The sequence below is a fragment of the Planobacterium oryzisoli genome, assembly GCF_015354315.1.
GTDB classification, from domain to species: domain Bacteria; phylum Bacteroidota; class Bacteroidia; order Flavobacteriales; family Weeksellaceae; genus Planobacterium_A; species Planobacterium_A oryzisoli.
Genome location: NZ_JADKYY010000005.1, coordinates 14,541 through 32,726, shown reverse-complemented (window position 1 = coordinate 32,726; position 18,186 = coordinate 14,541). Strand labels below are relative to the sequence as shown.

Here is an 18,186-nt window from a genome sequence, read left to right as displayed (position 1 = left end):
GGCTTAAGGGAGCATACTCTTTAACGGTCCACAGTAAATATAATACCGATCCATGCGTACGAAATCCACCGGAAAAAAGAAAATCAATATTGTAACATTAGGATGCTCCAAGAATGTGGTAGACTCCGAAGTCCTAATGGGACAGCTTCAGGCCAGTGGCAAAGAGGTAGTTCATGAAGAGCGGGGCGATGTGGTAGTTATAAATACGTGCGGCTTTATTGATAACGCCAAGGAGGAGAGTATCAATACTATTTTGGATTTTGTGGAGGCCAAGAAGCGCGGAGAAGTGGAGCAGGTGTTTGTAACCGGCTGTCTCTCGGAGCGCTACAAGCCAGACCTTATTCGGGAAATCCCCGACGTGGACCACTACTTTGGAACAAGGGACCTTCCCATCCTTCTTAAGCACCTAGGTGCCGACTACCGCCACGAACTGGTGGGAGAGCGCCTTACTACCACCCCAAGGCACTATGCGTATTTGAAGATTTCGGAGGGTTGCGACAGGCCCTGTTCGTTTTGCGCTATTCCCTTGATGCGGGGAGGCCATACCTCGAAATCTATTGAGGATTTGGTGGCAGAGGCTGCCAAGCTGGCTGCGAAAGGTACCAAGGAACTTATCCTGATTGCGCAGGATCTTACCTACTACGGACTGGATATTTATAAAAGACGCGCACTTGCAGATCTTCTGAAAGAACTGGTGAAAGTGGAGGGGATTTCCTGGATCCGTCTGCATTATGCGTTCCCAAGTGGATTTCCAGAAGATGTTTTGGAGGTGATTAAGACAGAGCCTAAGGTATGTAACTACATTGACATTCCACTTCAGCATATAAACTCGGAGATTCTTAAGTCCATGAAGCGGGGAACCACGCACGAGAAGACTAATGCTCTATTGGAACGTTTCCGCGAAAAGGTTCCGGATATGGCGATCCGTACTACCCTTATTGTCGGCTATCCTGGAGAGACCAGAGAACGGTTTGAGGAAATGAAGGAGTGGGTACGTACGCAGCGTTTTGATCGTTTGGGTTGTTTTACTTATTCGCATGAGGAGAATACTTCCGCATTTGCTTTGGAAGATGATGTGCCACAAGAAGAAAAGGAAAAGCGCGTAGAGGAAATTATGGAACTGCAATCTCAGATCTCTTGGGAGAAGAACCAGGAGAAGATTGGAAAGACTTTCAAGTGTCTTTTTGATCGCAAGGAGGGAGCCTATTTTGTGGGACGCACAGAGTTTGACTCTCCTGATGTGGATAACACGGTTCTTGTTTCTGCGGAGAATACGTACATCTCGGTAGGGGATTTTGCAGAGGTTCGTATCACTTCGGCAGAAGAATTTGATCTTTATGGGGAGCTTGGATAGGGAGTAATTGTCTTTTTGATGTTTTTTTCGCAAGTATATGGCCCTAAGAATTCTTAGGAATCGGAAGGTCTTTTTTTAGAGGACTCTTTTCAGGGGCGCATCTTCTGCCTTGGAAGACCTATCTCATGTTCTTGTGGATAAGGCTTGCGCCAAGTCATACTAACGTCCTCGTTTATACGCCGATGCACTTCAAACGCTTTCTCTCTATCTTCATGGTATCTAGGATCTGCAATGAAAGGAAGCTTAGCCATTTTATGTACCGTTAAGGTGGCAAAATGAAAATCCACTTCGACTGTACCTAAAAGTAAATAGCAGCCTCCTCCCTGAAAAGGATACTCCTTAAGCACCGTAGGAAAGTGAGCCGAATCAAAATATTCTCCTTCAGAATCTATCCACGTTCCAAAGTACATGGTGCCTTTTTTAGTGGGTACGTGTTTTCGTGCTACCAGGTAGGCCAGCATCTTAACCTGTTTTTTATGGTGTTTTAATAGATCTGTAGCGAGTACATCCCCACGGTAACGGGTCTTGAGTAAATCAAAGGGACTGGAGCTCACCGGAAAACCTAAAAGCTCAATTTCATCAAAAGCATCTTCCAAGGGGCTGCGCTTAAGTTCGGGAAGCCGGTAAGGCGTAGTAGTGAGTTGAAAGAGGTCTTTTTGTTTTCGCAGAGGATTTTCTGAAACCAGTAGCATGCGCGCCTCAATAAGTAGTTCATTCTTTGCTTTCCCGGTGAAATAGAAAGCGCCCGAAAAGATTAAGGACTGAAGGGATTCGATTCCAATGGGAATTCGTTTTACGAAATCCTCCAGATCTTTATATTCACCTCTATCGAGTCGCTCCTGAACCATAAAAGTGGCCAGTCGGTGCTCTAGGTTTTCAATAAGTCCCAATCCTAAGTACACGTCTTTGCCGTAGAGAGTAGTTTCCACTAGGCTTTTATTGACGCAGGGTACATGGATAATACCTCCGGACTTTCTGCATTCATGGACATAGACCTCGGTTCGGTAGAAGCCTCCTCCATTGTTAATGGCTGCTACCATAAACTCGATCGGATAGTGGACCTTAAGATAAAGACTCTGATAACTCTCTACTGCATAGGACGCGGAATGGGCTTTACAGAAAGAGTATCCGGCAAAACTCTCTATCTGACGGTATACCTCTTTAGATAAGGCCTCGGGATGTCCCTGTTTTTTTGCGCAGGCAAAAAAGTGGTCTTTTACTTCCAGGAGTTTCTTTTTTGAGCGGGTCTTGCCACTCATCGCACGCCTCAGTACATCCCCGTCTTGGGCTGATACACCTCCATAGTGCAGGGCAATCTTAATGACATCCTCTTGGTAGACCATAATACCGTAGGTATCTCCTAAATGTTCTTTGAATACCGGATGAAAATACTCGAATTTCCCAGGGTTGTTGTGCCTAAAAATGTATTCGCGCATCATGCCGCTCTGGGCCACCCCTGGGCGGATGATGGAGGAGGCGGCTACCAGGGTTCGGTAGTCATTACATTTAAGGCGTCGTAAGAGTCCCCGCATGGCGGGACTCTCAATATAGAAGCACCCCAGGGTTCTACCCTCACTAAGGTATTTATTGGCTGAAGGTTCGTCCTTGGAAAGGGAAGTGTCGCGGATATCTACGGTGACTCCTTGGTTTTTTTCTATAAGTTGTACGGCATCGGCGATAGTTCCCAGTCCCCTTTGGGAGAGGATGTCGAATTTTTCAAACCCTAAGGCCTCGGCTACATGCATGTCGAACTGCACAATAGCAAATCCTTTGGGAGGCATCTCTAGAGCGGTATATTTAGTAAGGGGCTCTTCGGAGATGAGCACTCCACAGGAATGCATGCTCCGCTGGTTGGGAAATTTTTCCAGCATCTTGCCGTACTTTTCTATAAGAGAAAAAAGACGCTGTTTTTCGTGGTCTTCCACAGGGCTCTTAGCCAAGTGGTCCAGGTCTTCCTTCGGTAAACCAAAGGCTTTACCTATTTCGCGAAATATGGAGCGGTATTTAAACTCTACATTGGTGCCGCAGAAGGCTACGTGGTCTCTACCGTACTTTTCAAATATATACGATAAGATCTTGTCGCGGTCCTGCCAGCTCCAGTCGATATCAAAATCCGGAGGATTTTTACGGCTTAGGTTTAGGAATCGCTCAAAATAAAGATCCAGTTCCAGGGGGCAAATGTCCGTAATACCTAAACAGTAGCTTACTATACTGTTAGCACCACTTCCTCTTCCTACATGCATGAGGTTCTGAGAAAGACTATAGCGTACGATATCCCAAGTGATAAGAAAATAAGCGCTGAATTCGAGCTGGTCAATCACTTTAAGTTCACGTTCCAAGCGCTCCAAAGCTTCTGGATGATTATCCGGATAACGCCGAGAGAGACCCTTATAGGCGAGGGAACGGAGAAGCTCAGCGTCTTTTTCCTTGCAGCCCGTAAAGGTTTTTTTGTTTTTAGGAGTTGAGAAGTCAAAAGTGAAATGGCTCTCTGAGATGATTTTTTCGGTGTTTTCTATAATCTGAGGATAGTTGCGGTACTGCTCTAAAAGAGAGAGGGTAGAGGTAAATACTTCGTTTTTGCTGCATAGCTCCTCGGGCTTTAATTTAGAGAGAAGTGTATTTTTATCTATAGCCCTTAGAATGCGGTGAAGGTTGTATTCCTTAGAAGTTCGAAAGGTTACGGGACTTAAGACTACCATCTTGGAAATCCTATTTTTCCACTGCTTTTGAAAGAGTAGGGGGATTTCCTCAGGGCGAAGACCAATGTATTCGTTCTCTGAAAGCTCCTCTGGCACATTGCTTAAAGGATACAGTATAAATACATCTTTTAAAGGGGGGTGGGCTAAGGGGAGGTCTTCTTTCTCACAGTTGTAGGAAGTTAAAAGACTATTGATCTGCCAAAGTCCACTGGGGTTTTTTGCTAGGGCAATATAGAGCTGGGTGCTTTCTTTACGAATATCCATTCCCACGATGGGTTTTATCTGGTGGGTCTTGCATAGCTTGTAGAATTCATAGATTCCGGTAATGGTGTTTATATCGGTTAGGGCCAAAGTGTTAATACCTAAGGCATAGGCCTCAGATACAATCTCCTGCAGGGAAAGCGTACCATAGCGCAGGCTATGGTAAGAATGTACATTTAAAAACATAAGCAAGTTAACTGAAATGAAATCCGGAGGCTCTTCCTACTGCATTTTTTCCGTAGCGAAGTTTCATGCGGTCCATCGCCTGGTAGAGATGGATCATCTCCTCGGTATCCTCAAAGAGGTTCATCTGATGGCTGCCGTGCACAAGACCCGAGAACCGTACACCTACAAGGCGCAGACGCATCCTACGGGTGTAGACTTTTTTGAAAAGTTCCTTTACGATGTGGCTTAAGGTATGGTCTACGGCCGAGTAGGGAATTTTCATCTGCCGGGATTCCGTATCGAAATTGGAATACCGAATCTTGACGCTCACTACCGAGGTGAGCCACTGTTCTCTCCGGAGCTGGAAGCAAAGCTGCTCCACCATATGGTTTAAAAGACTCTGCATCTGGAAAGTGTCCATAGTATCTTCCGAGAAGGTATGTTCCGAGGAAATGGATTTTCTCTCCGAATAAGGTACTACCGGAGAGAGGTCGATGCCATTGGCCTTTCTCCAAAGGTCTTGAGCATTTTTCCCTAAGAGTCTTTCCAGAACATCGAGAGGCATCTGCGAAAGGGTATGGATTCTACGGATTCCTATTCGGGAAAGCAGTTGGTAGGTGGAAGGGCCTACCATCGGGATCTTTCGTATGGAAAGGGGATTTAAAAACGGCTGGGTTTCTTCAGGAAGAATCTCGAGTTTTCCTAAAGGCTTAGCCTCTCCCGTGCCAATTTTAGAAACAGTTTTACTGGAGGAGAGCGCAAAGCTTAAGGGAAGCCCTGTATTTTTTACTACCGACTGCGCCAGCTGCTGGCTCCATTTATAGCATCCAAAGAACCGGTCCATTCCCGAGAGGTCTAGGTAGAACTCATCTACGCTCGCTTTCTCAAAAGTCGGAACGTTTTCCTTAATTATCTCTGTCACTTCACGGGATTTTTGGGTATAGAACTCCATGTCTCCCCGAATTACCTTAGCCTCAGGACATAATCTTAAGGCCATTTTCATAGGCATTGCAGAACGCACCCCATAATAACGGGTTTCGTAGGAGCAAGAGGCTACCACTCCGCGCTCACCTCCTCCGATGATAATAGGTTTTCCTACAAGCTCAGAATGCCTCAGTCTCTCACACGATACAAAGAATGTATCCATATCTATATGCACAATTGCTCGTTTCATGGGGTCAAAATTATTAGGGTTTGTAACAATTTTTTTTAACTTTGCCGTTACAATTTGTAACAATGTCATTTTTATCCGATAACATACGCGTCTTAAGGGACAGGCACCGCCTGACTCAACAAAAGACCGCAGACGCCTTAAAGATTACGCGTGGACGGTACGTAAAGTACGAGGACGGAAGTTCCGAGCCTCCTATTGATATTCTGGTCCGCATTTCCAAGTTCTTTGGAGTCTCCATTGATCTTCTTCTTACGGTGGATATCAAGAAATATCCTTTGGAGGATTTGTCTTCTCTTCCCAATAACCGGGTGATTCTTCCTATTATGGTGGATGCAAGAGGAGAGAATAAGATTGAGCTTGTGCCCCAGCGAGCGCAAATGGGGTATTTGAGTGGATACAGTGATCCAGAATATATTGAGAGCCTGCAAAGTCTTTCACTTCCTTTTCTTCGTCACGGTAAGTACCGGGCGTTCCCCGCTGCGGGAGATTCCATGCCTCCTTATACCGACGGAACGTATATAGTGGGAAGATACGTGGAATCTAAGGAGGAGCTTAAAGAAGGAAAAACCTATGTGTTTATTACCAAAACCGACGGTATTGTCTACAAACGTTTTCGGAAACAAAATAGATTGGAAGCGCTCGTGAGTTCCGATAACAGTTTCTACGAACCCTACGAACTGCGCTGGGACGATGTATTGGAAATATGGGAATTTGCCTGCAGTATCAATACCGAGGAAATCCGCTCTGAGAGTTCGGAGCTCACTGTATTAAAGGATTTGCTTCTTAGTATGAAAAAGGACATAGCGCAGATTTCCAAAAATAAAAATGGGTGGTAGGCTTGAGCTCCTATAAGTCAGAAAAGTGGAGAGAAGAGTGGGGTCAATCAAAAAGATAATTAGGAATCTTTTTTGTATGTCTATGGGCATAACTCAATTGCTCTGTTATGGACACTTCTTTTAACTTTGCCGAAATATTTACTCCCGAAATGTCTTTTTGGGAGATTCTTCTCCGCGCAGTAGTTCTTTATTTCTTTGTCCTTTTTATACTGCGTATTCTTCCTCGAAGGACTATGGGGGAACTTGGGGCCATGGATTTGGTTTTTATATTACTTATTGCGGAAGCGGCGTCCAATGCGTTAGGGGATTTTAAAAGTTTAGGAGATGGAATACTTATTATCCTAGTGTTTATCGCATGCAATTACGGAGTCAATCAGCTTAGTTACCACTATAAATTTATTGAAAGAATTTTGCAGCATCCTCCAGTTCCTATTGTGAGGGAGGGGAAACTCCTTCTTAAAAATATGCGAAAAGAGCTATTAACTAAAGACGAGCTCCAGGCAAGTATGCGAGAAGAGGGTATAGAAGACCTTTCCGAGATTAAGCTGGCAACACATTGAATCAAAATAAGATAAGAAATGGATTTTTCAGAATTTAAGCCTTTACAAAAACTTGCTAATATTATGATTTCCTACGGACTTAGTGTTGCGGTGGCCGAGAGTTGTACGGCAGGTTTAATGCAGAATGCGTTATCTCAGGCGACAGATTCTATGTCGTTTTTCCAAGGAGGTCTTACTGTGTACAATATTGGCCAGAAAGCAAAGCAGCTCCATGTAAATCCCATAGAAGCGGAATCGTGTAATGCAGTTTCTAAATCTATTGCTGAAAAAATGGCTAAGGAAGTAGCACAAATGTTTAATTCGGAGATAGGTGTTGCAATTACCGGCTACGCACGAGAGGTTACCGAGCAAGGGATTGATTCGTGTTATGCTTATGTAGCATTCTATTTTAAGGAAGGGCAAATGGTGTCCAAGCGAATTAAAGGTGATTCAGAATTGCTTCAAAATGAAGATCAAACCATTTACACTAGGAAAGTATTAGAGTATTTATTGACTGAGTTAAAAAAAAATCCAAAAGAATAGGCAGCCGATCGGGCTGCCTATTAACTATAAAATAAAATAATATAATTACTTCTTAAAAGTATCTAAAAGTAAAGTCTATGTAGGAGAGCTTATTTAAATGCTTTTTTCTACTTCGCTTACTATCTTTTAGAACCAGACCATTGTATGGACAGGGTTTTCCAGATTGAATTACTATTGGAAGTGCCCTCGATTTTATTGTGTAAATGAAAGTCTTTTGCATAAAATAATGGATTAAGGTTGCATTAGCCAGTCTTGACGATCTTTCCGGGGTGGTAGTTTTACAGTATCTTTTTTCTGGTCAAATTCTAATTTGTAGTCGTTTTTTATAATTCCATTTGACGAAGTTTCAAGGGAATCGGAAAAATCAGATCTACAGGAAAATAGATTCAAGAGCATTAAAGCATAAATGAATAATGTAACAGAGTTTTTCATGGTTATATAAGTTTTTTAAATTATTATTACATCAAAGAAACATTCTTATTTAGTAGTTAACAAGATTGATATGGAGTGAATTATTATAAATATGACTGGATTTATAAATTACACCATATTTTAAGTATATTTAATAATGAAATGAAAATCTCAATAAAAAATTATTATAAATTGAGATGTATTCGTGATATTATTGTACTTTATGAAGACATTGCTGTTTGCTGCGCTCGTATTATTAAAAGGGACATTATATTCTCAAACAATTAAAGGATATTCGTTTTACGAAAAAAAGTACTCACAAGCAGCATATCCAGACCAAATTATTGAAAGCCTTAATTTAAGTATAAAAGAAGGTCAGTATGCAAAAAATTACTACCATCTCACGTATGTTTATGAAGATGCGTCAGTATATTCTACAAACTTATCCTGCAAGATTAAATTTGCAACACAAAGCGTACTAAGTGCGAAAAATTCTAATGATAAATTACTAATTGCAACAGCATATCTAAATAGAGCAATTATCTATTACAGAGATTTTGGTAATTTCCAAAAGGCGGTGAACGATTTAATACGCTCTAACGAGGCATATAACCTTTTAGAACAGGAAGATTTATATTTATACCATAAAACGCGTTATCATATAGGAGTAGTATATCAGCATTTAGGGTATAATGAGGAAGCTATTAAATTATTTGAAAGTGCTGCTAAGTATTATAAATCGCAATTAATGGAGCCACAGTATTCTGCGATTTTTGAAAACCACCGAAAGGGCTATATCAATTCAGTATATCAACTGGCCTCCTGCTATTCCAAGTTGTCATTATGCCAAAAATCTTCAAGTATAATAAAACAAGGAATAACTCACTTAGAGGACGGTGTGAATGATGCGCTGGAACGGGCGCGCTATAATGAGTTATTGGGCATTAATTACTTGTATTTAAAAATGTACCCTCAATCCTATCAGTATATTACATCTGCTAATCAAATTTATAGAAAACAGGGAAATAAAAGAGGGGTTATTTCTAGTACTTATTATTTAGGAAATTTTTATTTAAAGACCGGTCAGGATTTAAAAGGAAAACAAAAATTAAATGAGATTGATTCACTTTATAATATCCACGCTACTGCGGTAAACGAAACTTACCTTGCCTACAAAGAGCTGTTAAACTTAAACGATATCTCCGAAAAGGATAAGGTTCGTTTTCTTACTAAAAGTCTTGAGATTGATAAGCGGCTAAATAGTTCCAATAATAAAATTTCCAAGTTGATATTTACAAAGCTATATCATTCAACTTCACAAAAATCAATTTCAATTAAAGGTGAACCTTTATGGAGAAATGCTTTCTTACTATTTATCGTGCTGTACCTTGGTGTAAATAATCATATTAAAGAATGGCATATACCTAAAGATAAATATTACGACCTTGCTGAATTAGTAACATCAAGCGATAGTTTAAAAGATGTATCCACTGAAAAGAGAAAAAATAAAATGTCAATAGAAATCATTGAGGATATTTTAAAGAAACTTGATTTATTTGAAAAAGGGGCGGGGTATCTCGACAAAGATTTATCTTTGAATAGCCTAGCAGCTCAATTTAATAGTAATACTGCACATTTGTCTTATGTGATAAATTCCAAAAAGAATGTTAGATTCTCAGCTTATATAAATGAATTAAGAATAAAGTATATAACCAACTTGATCTCTACGGATTCGAAGTATAGGAACTATACAGTGGAAGCATTAGCTAAAGAGTGTGGTATTGTATCAAGGCAGTCTTTCACTAAGCAGTTTCAAAGCTTTAATGGTAGCACCCCGTCGGAATTTATTCAAGAAGTCAAAAAATGTTCGGTAGAAGTTAATATTTTACAAAATTAAATGCTATTTATTGGGCTTGGGTATATTCAAAAGAAAAAAAGGCACAATAAGAAACAACTATCTACTACGAAATATTTAGAATCTAGTAAGAATGAACCAGCTCCTATTTCGGACACTATTCGAATGGATCTTTTGGACAAACTAAGGATTTTTGAAATCGATAAGCAATTTCTAAAGAAGGATATTTCTTTGTCATTTCTCGCAAAGGAATTTAAAACTAATAGTTCGCATCTTTCGCACGTGATTAATAAGGAAAAAGAACTATCTTTTACCAATTACATAAATAAATTAAGGATTGAATATATTAAAACCCTTATGCTTTCGGATAGAAAGTATATGAACTATACTGTAGATGCTTTAGGGGAAGAAGCGGGAATGGCTTCCCGGCAGAATTTCAGCAAGTACTTTGTTAAGTATTCAGGATATTCGGTAAAGGATTTTATTAGTAAATATGATTTACAAAATTCTTGGTCGGAATAATGAAATGTATTTCGTTGTTATGAATTTTATTATTATATATTTTTTTAAATTGGCTTTTGTGGATTAGATTAATTTAAGACATTGCCTTATTTTTGCTTTATAATATAAAGAAGTAAACACGAGGTTAGTTTTCATGAGTACAAAAGCAATCCATTCTCTACAAGAAAAGGTTAAAAGTAGGTTCAATAGTCCCGTTGGATCACTAAAGAGTTTACAGCAGTTAGCACTAGATACAGGGCTTAGCGTACAAACTCTACGTCGTTTTTTTGGAAAAATTTCTGGAGGTAACTCATTAAGCTATTCTACTCTAAGCTTGCTTGCTAAGTACTGTGGGTATCTTGATTGGGAACATTTTTATAAGGATTATTCTGAAAATACAGAATCCAACCTTGAAAAGGACATGGAGTATATAAGAAATATGTCGGTATTTTTTGAAGCTGGACAAAAGCATGATATAGATTATTATAGGGATACTGCTATTACAGATACTTTTAATGGATACGCGAAGATTATCTACAAATCGAAAGACACATTAGTATATTTCCACCATCAGTATTCACAAAATAATTGGGCCACAGATTACATTTATGCTTGGATACCAAATTATAACCTGTTCGCTCAAGATTATTACCGCAAAATAATTAGACAGAAAGCGGATTCGACTACAAACCCGATTGTACGTCTTTCACAACTAAATTTTTTGCTTTTAGGTGATTTTTTAAGTTGTGGAAATGTAAAGTACAAACCGACTGAGTCCGAATGGGAAAAAACATATAATGACTACCGCAAACTCCGTATCTTTATGCCTTTTCACGAAATGCGCTATACTAGTCTCAAGCTAATTAGGGCGTTTGAAAATGGAGATTTTAAAGAATACAATCAACTTTTAGAGAAGTACCTCCTAGAGTTGAAAGAAAATGTAAACTCTGATTTTCAAAGGCAAGAACTAAAACTGTTCTTAGCAAATACTATTATTCTATTTGGAGACATTTCTGCTGCATACAAACTTATTGAAGAATTTCATTTGGACGGACTACATGATGTAACTAATAGCCTGCATTATTATGGTATAAATAGATCATTTGTTATGGATACTATTAATCTCATAAATGTGCTAAAACACAATAAAATATTTATTGATGTAGAAGCAGTACCCGATGAAAATGATTTTTTGTACCATGATTATAATAAGCATTTAGAATGTATTATTTCATCCTTTGCAAGTAAAGCAAGTGGTTTTTTAGATGAGAATACAACTTCCCTGGTACAGAAAACCAACTATCAAATATTTTCAAAAATGGCGCACAGGCTTGTTATTAAGTAATGAACAAATTTGAACAAATTTTCTATAAAGGAAATCATTACATTTGTCGCGGTTTTTCATTAAAATCTAATTTGTTGCTATGTTTAAGGTGTGTAGTCTTTATGTATTGCTAAAATTTTATTGCGAGATACTATATAAAGACATACTTTTGTAGCTGATTAAAAGTATTTATAGCAGGAGGTTCATAGTGGAACAATAATAGATTAAAAGTCTTTTGTATTCTAAAGATGAGTAGAATAAGTTCGCTGAAAAAGGCACTTAACAAAATATATTTTGGTGATAATATAGTTAGTATATCTGAACTTAGGTATTTACCTAGATGGATTATACTCTTTATAGATATTGTCATTATTTTAATTTCTATTTTTATCTCCTATGAGATTGTTTTAGGTTTAGGTGTAAGTCCTTTAAATACTATTTCATTTGCTCAGAAGTATCTTCTCATTTTATGTGTCAATGTACTTTTTATGTACATTTTTAAAACATTCTCTGGAATAATTCGTCATTCGACGTTTTTTGATTTATTTAAATTATTATTAGCTAGCTTTTTTACAGTAGTTTCTTTAGAACTGTTAAACTTATTAAATGCAGCTGTATTTTCTTTCAAACTTATAAGAACACCGGTTTTACTGGTGTATTTTAGTGTTTCCTTTACTTTTCTGTTCATGTTTAGGTTACTCGTTAAAGAATTTTTCAACATAGTTAAAGAGTTTCGAAGGAGCTCTTTAAAAAAGAGAATACTTATTCTAGGGATAGACGAGCAGGCCGTAGCAATTGGTAGTGTTATATTGGATAATTCCCATTTGCCTTACCAGGTTGTGGGATTTATCACCGAGCGTCAGGACTCTAAAAAAGTGCGTTTACTTGGAAAGCCTATTTATTCTAAACAGAAGGTTGAGAACAATACTAAGGAGGACTTAGGTTATGAAGGGGTACTCATAATTAAGGAAATGATGAGTAGACAAGAAATGAACGATTGGGTTAGTTTATTTCTTTCAAAAGACATAAAGATATTTAAAGCCCCTACAGTGCAGAAGCTTCGTGAAAGTGATTTAAGTTCTTCTATTAAGAATTTGCAAATTGAGGATTTATTAAATCGACGTCCAATTGTGATTGAAAACAATAAGATTAAAACCCATCATCAAGGCAAGACAGTTTTGATCACCGGAGGAGCAGGCTCTATTGGAAGCGAGATTGTAAGGCAAGTAGCTCAATTTAATCCTAAATTGATAGTGGTCTTAGATCAGGCAGAAACACCTTTGTATGAAATTGAGTTGGAAGTCCGTAAAAATTTTCCATATATAGAATTTAAGTTTGTACTTCTAGATGTGAGGAATTTGTTACGTTTAGAGTGTTTGTTTAAAGAGTATAAATTTTCTGTAGTGTATCATGCGGCAGCCTACAAACACGTACCTCTTGTTGAAGATAATCCCCAGGAAGCGGTTATGACAAATATATCGGGTAGCAAGAATTTAGCCTGTCTATCTAGTAAGTATTCTGTTGAACGATTCGTTATGGTTTCAACGGATAAAGCTGTGAATCCCACAAATGTGATGGGAGCGACCAAAAGAGCAGCAGAATTATTTGTCCAGTCTATGCAAAATGTGGAAGGAAACGTTACTAAATTTATAACCACACGTTTTGGTAATGTTCTAGGTTCAAATGGATCTGTGATACCTTTGTTCAGAAAGCAAATTGAAGGGGGTGGCCCTGTCACAATCACTCATCCTGAAATAGTACGCTACTTTATGACCATACCTGAAGCTTGTGAACTTGTGCTGGAGGCTGGGGCGATGGGAAAAGGTGGTGAAGTGTTTGTGTTTGATATGGGTGAGCCCGTGAAGATTCTAGATCTTGCGAAGAGAATGATAAAGTTATCTGGATTTGAACCTAATGTCGACATCAAAATCATATTTACCGGTCTACGTTCCGGAGAGAAGCTCTATGAAGAACTCCTTACTGATGGTGCTAAGTCTTTGGCTACACATCACGAGAAAATTATGATTTCTGAAGATCCTACCGTGGCCTATGATAGTATTAGAGTACTCGTTGAACAACTCTTAGAGGCAGCAGGAAAGTCGAACAAAATGGAAGTTGTGAAAATTTTGAAACAAATTGTTCCTGAGTACGTTAGTAATAACTCCATATATGAAGTACTTGATTAGTTCCACTATATTTAAATTTAAAATCACAAGTGCGCTCCATATCAATATGATCTTTTCGATATATTTGTAAACCAAGCGATTTTTATGAAATTATATAAAACATTTACTTCTATAATAGCTTTTCTTTTACTCACGTCATGTTCAGTTTTTGAAAAAAACAGATCTGAGCAGAATGAGTTGGCATATATGAAGAATATAGAAGATGTTGCGATAGAGGTGTCAAAAAAGCAGTATGTTAATTTGCTACAGCCTGGAGATCGGCTAATTATTTTGGTTTCTGCACAGGACCAGGATGTTGTAAAAGTATTCAACCAGAATTATTCGGCGACCGAGCAATTTCGTGAGAGTTCTGTTCCAAGAGGAAACATTATTTCAAACTCACAACCAATAAATGGTCCTACTTATATTATAGATGGAGATGGATTTATCGATTTTCCGGTGTTGGGGAAAATTGAAGCGGCTGGTATGTCTTTAGATCATTTAAAACAATACATTACATCATCACTTAAGCGTTATATAAAAGAGCCATATGTTCAGGCGAGAATTACTAATTACCGTATCACGGTTCTTGGAGAAGTAAGAAACCCCGGACAGTTTACAATCGCAGATGGTACAGCAACTGTTCTTAATGCTATAGGAATGGCAGGCGACCTCACTATTTACGGTAAGAGAGATGATATTCTAATTGTCCGAAATGTTAATGGATTAATTTCCAAAGAACGAATAGATCTGACAGATGCTGGATTTATTGATTCACCTTATTATTTTTTAAAACAAGGAGATATTATCTATGTAACCCCAAACAAAACCCAGGAAAGGTTGGCCAAAAGAGATCCTAATTCAGCGCTCTATATATCAATTGCATCAATTGTCGTTACAATTATAGCATTAATCGTAAGAAAATAATAACATCGACTTCTATCCATGGATAACCATTCTAATATAACTGAAGTGTTAGACGAAAATAATCAAATTCATATTAGTGAACTGATTAAGCCATATATACGTCATTGGCGTTGGTTTTTATTCAGCGCTATACTATTTTTAATCTTTTCGGCAGTTTATCTTAGATATACAAAACCTACTTACAGTATAAAGTCTACTGTTCTAATACGAGACGCTAAGAAGAGTCCGTCTGTGGCGGGAGATTTTGCTGTATTGCAAGATTTATCAGGACTGGGAGGAATGGCGACCAACAGTATCGACAATGAGATTGAAATATTTAAATCGAAAAAGCTAATTAGAGAGGTTGTGAATAGTAAGCAGCTTCAAACTACTGTGATGTCGGAAGGAAGAGTACGAAGCTCAGAATTATTTGGCGAAGATAATCCTGTTCAGGTTTACGTCATCAGCGAAAAAAAGGATGGTGTCTTTCCTTCAGAACCGATTACACTCCAAATTAATGGGGACAAGTTAATATTATTTTCGGAGCATTTGCCTCGTAAGATTGAAACTACCTATGGTAAAACTATCAGTCTTCCATACGCAAATCTAATAATTACAAAAAATACGGAGTATAATCCTGGAAATGGAGATAAAATAGAAGAAGTTAAACTTCATATTGTTTCAGAAGAGACTAGGGTATCGCAGATTCAGAGTTTGATTGATGCTAATCTAATTAACAAGGACGCAACCGTTATTGAATTGGCAATGAATTATCCAAAAGTTGAAAAAGCCAAAGCAATTCTTAATACCCTTGTTGAAGTTTATAATGCAGATGCTGTTAATGACAAACAGATTGAATCTAAAGAGACGATGGCTTTTATAGAAGAGCGAATCGCTAAAGTTGCAGATGAGCTAGGACAGGTTGAAACTCAGAAGCAACAGTTTAAAGCATCTAATAAAATTGGTGATATTGAAACTGAAACCAGAATAAATTTACAATCTTCCGCGGAAGCAAGAGCGAAACAACTTGAAGTTGATGCACAGCTTGAACTAACTGACGCCATGATTGGATATATCAGCAGATCCGGCTCCTATCAGGTTTTACCATCCAATGTGGGGTTGTCTAATCCTCAGGCAGCAGCAAATATTGCAACCTACAATGCATTAGTTCTGGAAAGGAACCGTTTAATTGAAACCGCCACTGTCGAACATCCAACAGTAGTGGATGTTACTAAGCAAATTAATAATCTTAAAAATTCTGTATTACAGAGTTTACGCCAGAATCGCACTGGTCTTCAACTTGCACGGAACGAATATATTAGTGAACAGAATAAGGTCAGTGGGCAGATTTCAAAACTTCCAGCAATTGAGAAGATGTTCAGAGGGATTGAAAGACAACAGCAAATAAAAGAAAGTCTTTATCTATTACTACTACAGAAAAGAGAAGAAACGGCTATTTCTTTAGCAATTACTGGGAATAAAGCCCGTGTTATTGATCATGCTTTCAGTACTGGAGTGCCGGTTTCCCCTAAAAAACCAATTGTTCTCTTGGGTGCACTTCTATTAGGAGTACTATTCCCCTTTGCGGTAATTTATTTGAGGGAATTATTCAATAACAAAATTAGATCAAAACACGATATTGACAAGTTGGTTAACGCGCCGGTTTTGGCAGAAATTCCAAGTATTGAAAAAGGGCAGTCAGAAATCGTTGGAATGAACGATCTTTCTCCAATGGCGGAAGCATTTAGAATATTGATTACTAATTTAAATTTCATGCTTCCTAAGAATAAAAAGTCAAAGGTTGTAATTGTAACATCATCAGTAAAAGGGGAAGGGAAGACTTTTATTTCGGTGAACCTGGCGATGACTTTGGCAAATCCAAGTAACAAAGTTATACTTATTGGTGCGGATGTCAGAAACCCGCAGTTTCAGCGATATGGTAATCACGAACGTTCCCTAAATGGCTTTACTGAGTTTCTTCATGATGCGGAAATGTCTATAAATGAAATAATTCACAAATCTGAGAATAATAATTTCCTGGATATTATTTATACTGGAAGTATTCCGCCAAATCCTACAGAGCTTTTAAGTAACGGACGGATGGAGACCCTTATTGAACAATTGACTGGTAAATACGATTATATCATTTTCGATACAGCCCCATTGATGCCGGTAACTGATACATTTCTGATTTCTTATGTGGCAGATGCTACTGTTTATGTGACCAGATCAGATTATACCGAGAAATCTTTGTTAGACTTTGCCAATAATTCGGTTAATGCCGGCAAAATCAAGAATGTCGGATTTGTGATTAACGATGTAAGCAAGAGCCACTTTGGATACGGTAATAAATATGGATATGGTTACAGCGCTAAAGAAAAAAGCTTTATTGAAAAATTAAAGGAAAGACTGTAAATGAATTTTAAAGAACAGCTTAAGGATAAATCTATATTAGTAACCGGTGGCGCTGGTTTCATTGGATCAAATCTATGTGAAACCTTACTTGAATTAGGATCAAAAGTTACCTGTTTGGATAACTTTTCAACAGGAAAACGTGAAAATATTGAAAATCTGAAAAACAGTCCAAATTTCACACTTGTAGAAGGAGATATCCGAGATATTGAAGTTTGTAAGAAAGCTTGTGAACATAAAGATTTCGTTCTTCATCAGGCAGCATTAGGTTCTGTACCACGATCCATCAATGACCCTGTGACCAGCAATGAGGTGAACGTGAGCGGATTTCTGAATATGCTGGTAGCAGCGCGGGATGCCGGCGTGAAGCGTTTTATCTACGCCGCCAGTTCTTCTACTTATGGAGATTCTGAATCTCTTCCAAAAGTTGAAAGCGTTATAGGAAAGCCTCTATCGCCTTATGCTATTACCAAATATGTTAATGAGTTGTATGCTGATGTTTTTAAAAAATCCTATGATTTTGATACAATCGGATTGCGTTATTTTAATGTATTTGGAAGAAAGCAGGATCCAAACGGTGCATATGCAGCAGTAATACCAAAATTTGTAATTCAATTGATGAATCATCAATCGCCAACGATTAACGGAGACGGATCATACTCAAGAGATTTTACTTACATTGACAATGTAATTCAGATGAATTTAAGAGCTCTTACTGTAGAAAACCCTGACGCACTGAACCAAGTGTACAATACTGCAGTGGGAGACCGTACTACGATAAAGGAAGTGGCTCAGTTATTAAAAGGATTTCTTTCGGAATATGATTCAGAGATTGGTCATGTAGAGATACTTCATGGATCAATACGTAAAGGAGATGTTCCACATTCATTGGCTTCTATTGAAAAAGCTAAAAAGCTAATGGGTTATGAGCCTTCCCATGAATTTTCCGATGGACTTAAAGAAGCGGTGAAGTGGTATTGGGATAACCTTGAAATAAAATCTTAATTGTTGCTTTTATAGCAAATCTAATACTATCAAATG

At 38.2% G+C, this 18,186-nt stretch carries 13 protein-coding genes; 11 read left to right on the top strand and 2 right to left on the bottom strand.

Annotation, left to right across the window (positions count from 1 at the left end):
- Nucleotides 1–52 precede the first annotated feature (52 nt).
- Entirely contained in the window at nucleotides 53–1,354 is a 1,302-nt protein-coding gene (gene rimO / locus IC612_RS04990) for a 30S ribosomal protein S12 methylthiotransferase RimO (protein ID WP_194739081.1), read from the top strand.
- Between the two features lie 89 nt (nucleotides 1,355–1,443).
- Here the strand turns inward: rimO and IC612_RS04985 are convergent, their stop codons facing one another.
- Nucleotides 1,444–4,500: a DNA polymerase III subunit alpha gene (locus IC612_RS04985; protein ID WP_194739080.1), complete on the bottom strand. Its 3,057-nt coding sequence runs from the start codon at nucleotides 4,498–4,500 to the stop codon at nucleotides 1,444–1,446.
- A gap of 7 nt (nucleotides 4,501–4,507) precedes the next feature.
- On the bottom strand, nucleotides 4,508–5,653 hold the full coding sequence (dinB, locus tag IC612_RS04980) for a DNA polymerase IV (RefSeq protein ID WP_194739079.1): 1,146 nt from the start codon (nucleotides 5,651–5,653) through the stop codon (nucleotides 4,508–4,510).
- A 62-nt stretch (nucleotides 5,654–5,715) separates the two neighbouring features.
- On the opposite strand from dinB, the gene IC612_RS04975 reads away from it, so the two are divergent.
- The 10 genes from IC612_RS04975 (at nucleotide 5,716) to IC612_RS04930 (ending at nucleotide 18,150) form a co-directional block, all read left to right on the top strand.
- A complete protein-coding gene (locus IC612_RS04975; protein WP_194739078.1) occupies nucleotides 5,716–6,489 on the top strand; it encodes an XRE family transcriptional regulator in 774 nt (257 codons plus the stop codon).
- Nucleotides 6,490–6,596: 107 nt separating this feature from the next.
- Nucleotides 6,597–7,049, top strand: coding sequence for a DUF421 domain-containing protein (locus IC612_RS04970; protein ID WP_194739077.1), 453 nt, complete (start codon nucleotides 6,597–6,599; stop codon nucleotides 7,047–7,049).
- Between the two features lie 18 nt (nucleotides 7,050–7,067).
- Complete coding sequence (locus IC612_RS04965) at nucleotides 7,068–7,571, top strand: CinA family protein (protein WP_194739076.1); 504 nt, start codon at nucleotides 7,068–7,070, stop codon at nucleotides 7,569–7,571.
- A gap of 634 nt (nucleotides 7,572–8,205) precedes the next feature.
- Nucleotides 8,206–9,879 carry a helix-turn-helix domain-containing protein gene (locus tag IC612_RS04960; protein ID WP_194739075.1) on the top strand — a complete coding sequence of 558 codons (1,674 nt, stop codon included), beginning with the start codon at nucleotides 8,206–8,208 and terminating at the stop codon, nucleotides 9,877–9,879.
- Nucleotides 9,880–10,359 (top strand): helix-turn-helix domain-containing protein, encoded by a 480-nt coding sequence (locus IC612_RS04955; protein WP_194739074.1) that lies wholly within the window; start codon nucleotides 9,880–9,882, stop codon nucleotides 10,357–10,359. It abuts the gene before it with no gap.
- Nucleotides 10,360–10,492: 133 nt separating this feature from the next.
- Nucleotides 10,493–11,683: a hypothetical protein gene (locus IC612_RS04950; protein WP_194739073.1), complete on the top strand. Its 1,191-nt coding sequence runs from the start codon at nucleotides 10,493–10,495 to the stop codon at nucleotides 11,681–11,683.
- 227 nt (nucleotides 11,684–11,910) lie between these two features.
- Nucleotides 11,911–13,848 carry a polysaccharide biosynthesis protein gene (locus IC612_RS04945; RefSeq protein WP_194739072.1) on the top strand — a complete coding sequence of 646 codons (1,938 nt, stop codon included), beginning with the start codon at nucleotides 11,911–11,913 and terminating at the stop codon, nucleotides 13,846–13,848.
- A gap of 84 nt (nucleotides 13,849–13,932) precedes the next feature.
- A complete protein-coding gene (locus tag IC612_RS04940; RefSeq protein WP_194739071.1) occupies nucleotides 13,933–14,754 on the top strand; it encodes a polysaccharide biosynthesis/export family protein in 822 nt (273 codons plus the stop codon).
- An 18-nt stretch (nucleotides 14,755–14,772) separates the two neighbouring features.
- Nucleotides 14,773–17,148 (top strand): GumC family protein, encoded by a 2,376-nt coding sequence (locus tag IC612_RS04935; RefSeq protein WP_194739070.1) that lies wholly within the window; start codon nucleotides 14,773–14,775, stop codon nucleotides 17,146–17,148.
- Nucleotides 17,149–18,150, top strand: coding sequence for an SDR family oxidoreductase (locus tag IC612_RS04930; protein WP_194739069.1), 1,002 nt, complete (start codon nucleotides 17,149–17,151; stop codon nucleotides 18,148–18,150).
- The last annotated feature ends 36 nt before the right edge of the window (nucleotides 18,151–18,186 follow it).

Bases quoted from the DNA above. Each gene is read 5' to 3' on its own strand.
- rimO (WP_194739081.1), top strand. From the start codon at position 53: ATGCGTACGAAATCCACCGGAAAAAAGAAAATCAATATTGTAACATTA.
- IC612_RS04985 (WP_194739080.1), bottom strand. From the start codon at position 4,500: ATGTTTTTAAATGTACATTCTTACCATAGCCTGCGCTATGGTACGCTT.
- dinB (WP_194739079.1), bottom strand. From the start codon at position 5,653: ATGAAACGAGCAATTGTGCATATAGATATGGATACATTCTTTGTATCG.
- IC612_RS04975 (WP_194739078.1), top strand. From the start codon at position 5,716: ATGTCATTTTTATCCGATAACATACGCGTCTTAAGGGACAGGCACCGC.
- IC612_RS04970 (WP_194739077.1), top strand. From the start codon at position 6,597: ATGGACACTTCTTTTAACTTTGCCGAAATATTTACTCCCGAAATGTCT.
- IC612_RS04965 (WP_194739076.1), top strand. From the start codon at position 7,068: ATGGATTTTTCAGAATTTAAGCCTTTACAAAAACTTGCTAATATTATG.
- IC612_RS04960 (WP_194739075.1), top strand. From the start codon at position 8,206: ATGAAGACATTGCTGTTTGCTGCGCTCGTATTATTAAAAGGGACATTA.
- IC612_RS04955 (WP_194739074.1), top strand. From the start codon at position 9,880: ATGCTATTTATTGGGCTTGGGTATATTCAAAAGAAAAAAAGGCACAAT.
- IC612_RS04950 (WP_194739073.1), top strand. From the start codon at position 10,493: ATGAGTACAAAAGCAATCCATTCTCTACAAGAAAAGGTTAAAAGTAGG.
- IC612_RS04945 (WP_194739072.1), top strand. From the start codon at position 11,911: ATGAGTAGAATAAGTTCGCTGAAAAAGGCACTTAACAAAATATATTTT.
- IC612_RS04940 (WP_194739071.1), top strand. From the start codon at position 13,933: ATGAAATTATATAAAACATTTACTTCTATAATAGCTTTTCTTTTACTC.
- IC612_RS04935 (WP_194739070.1), top strand. From the start codon at position 14,773: ATGGATAACCATTCTAATATAACTGAAGTGTTAGACGAAAATAATCAA.
- IC612_RS04930 (WP_194739069.1), top strand. From the start codon at position 17,149: ATGAATTTTAAAGAACAGCTTAAGGATAAATCTATATTAGTAACCGGT.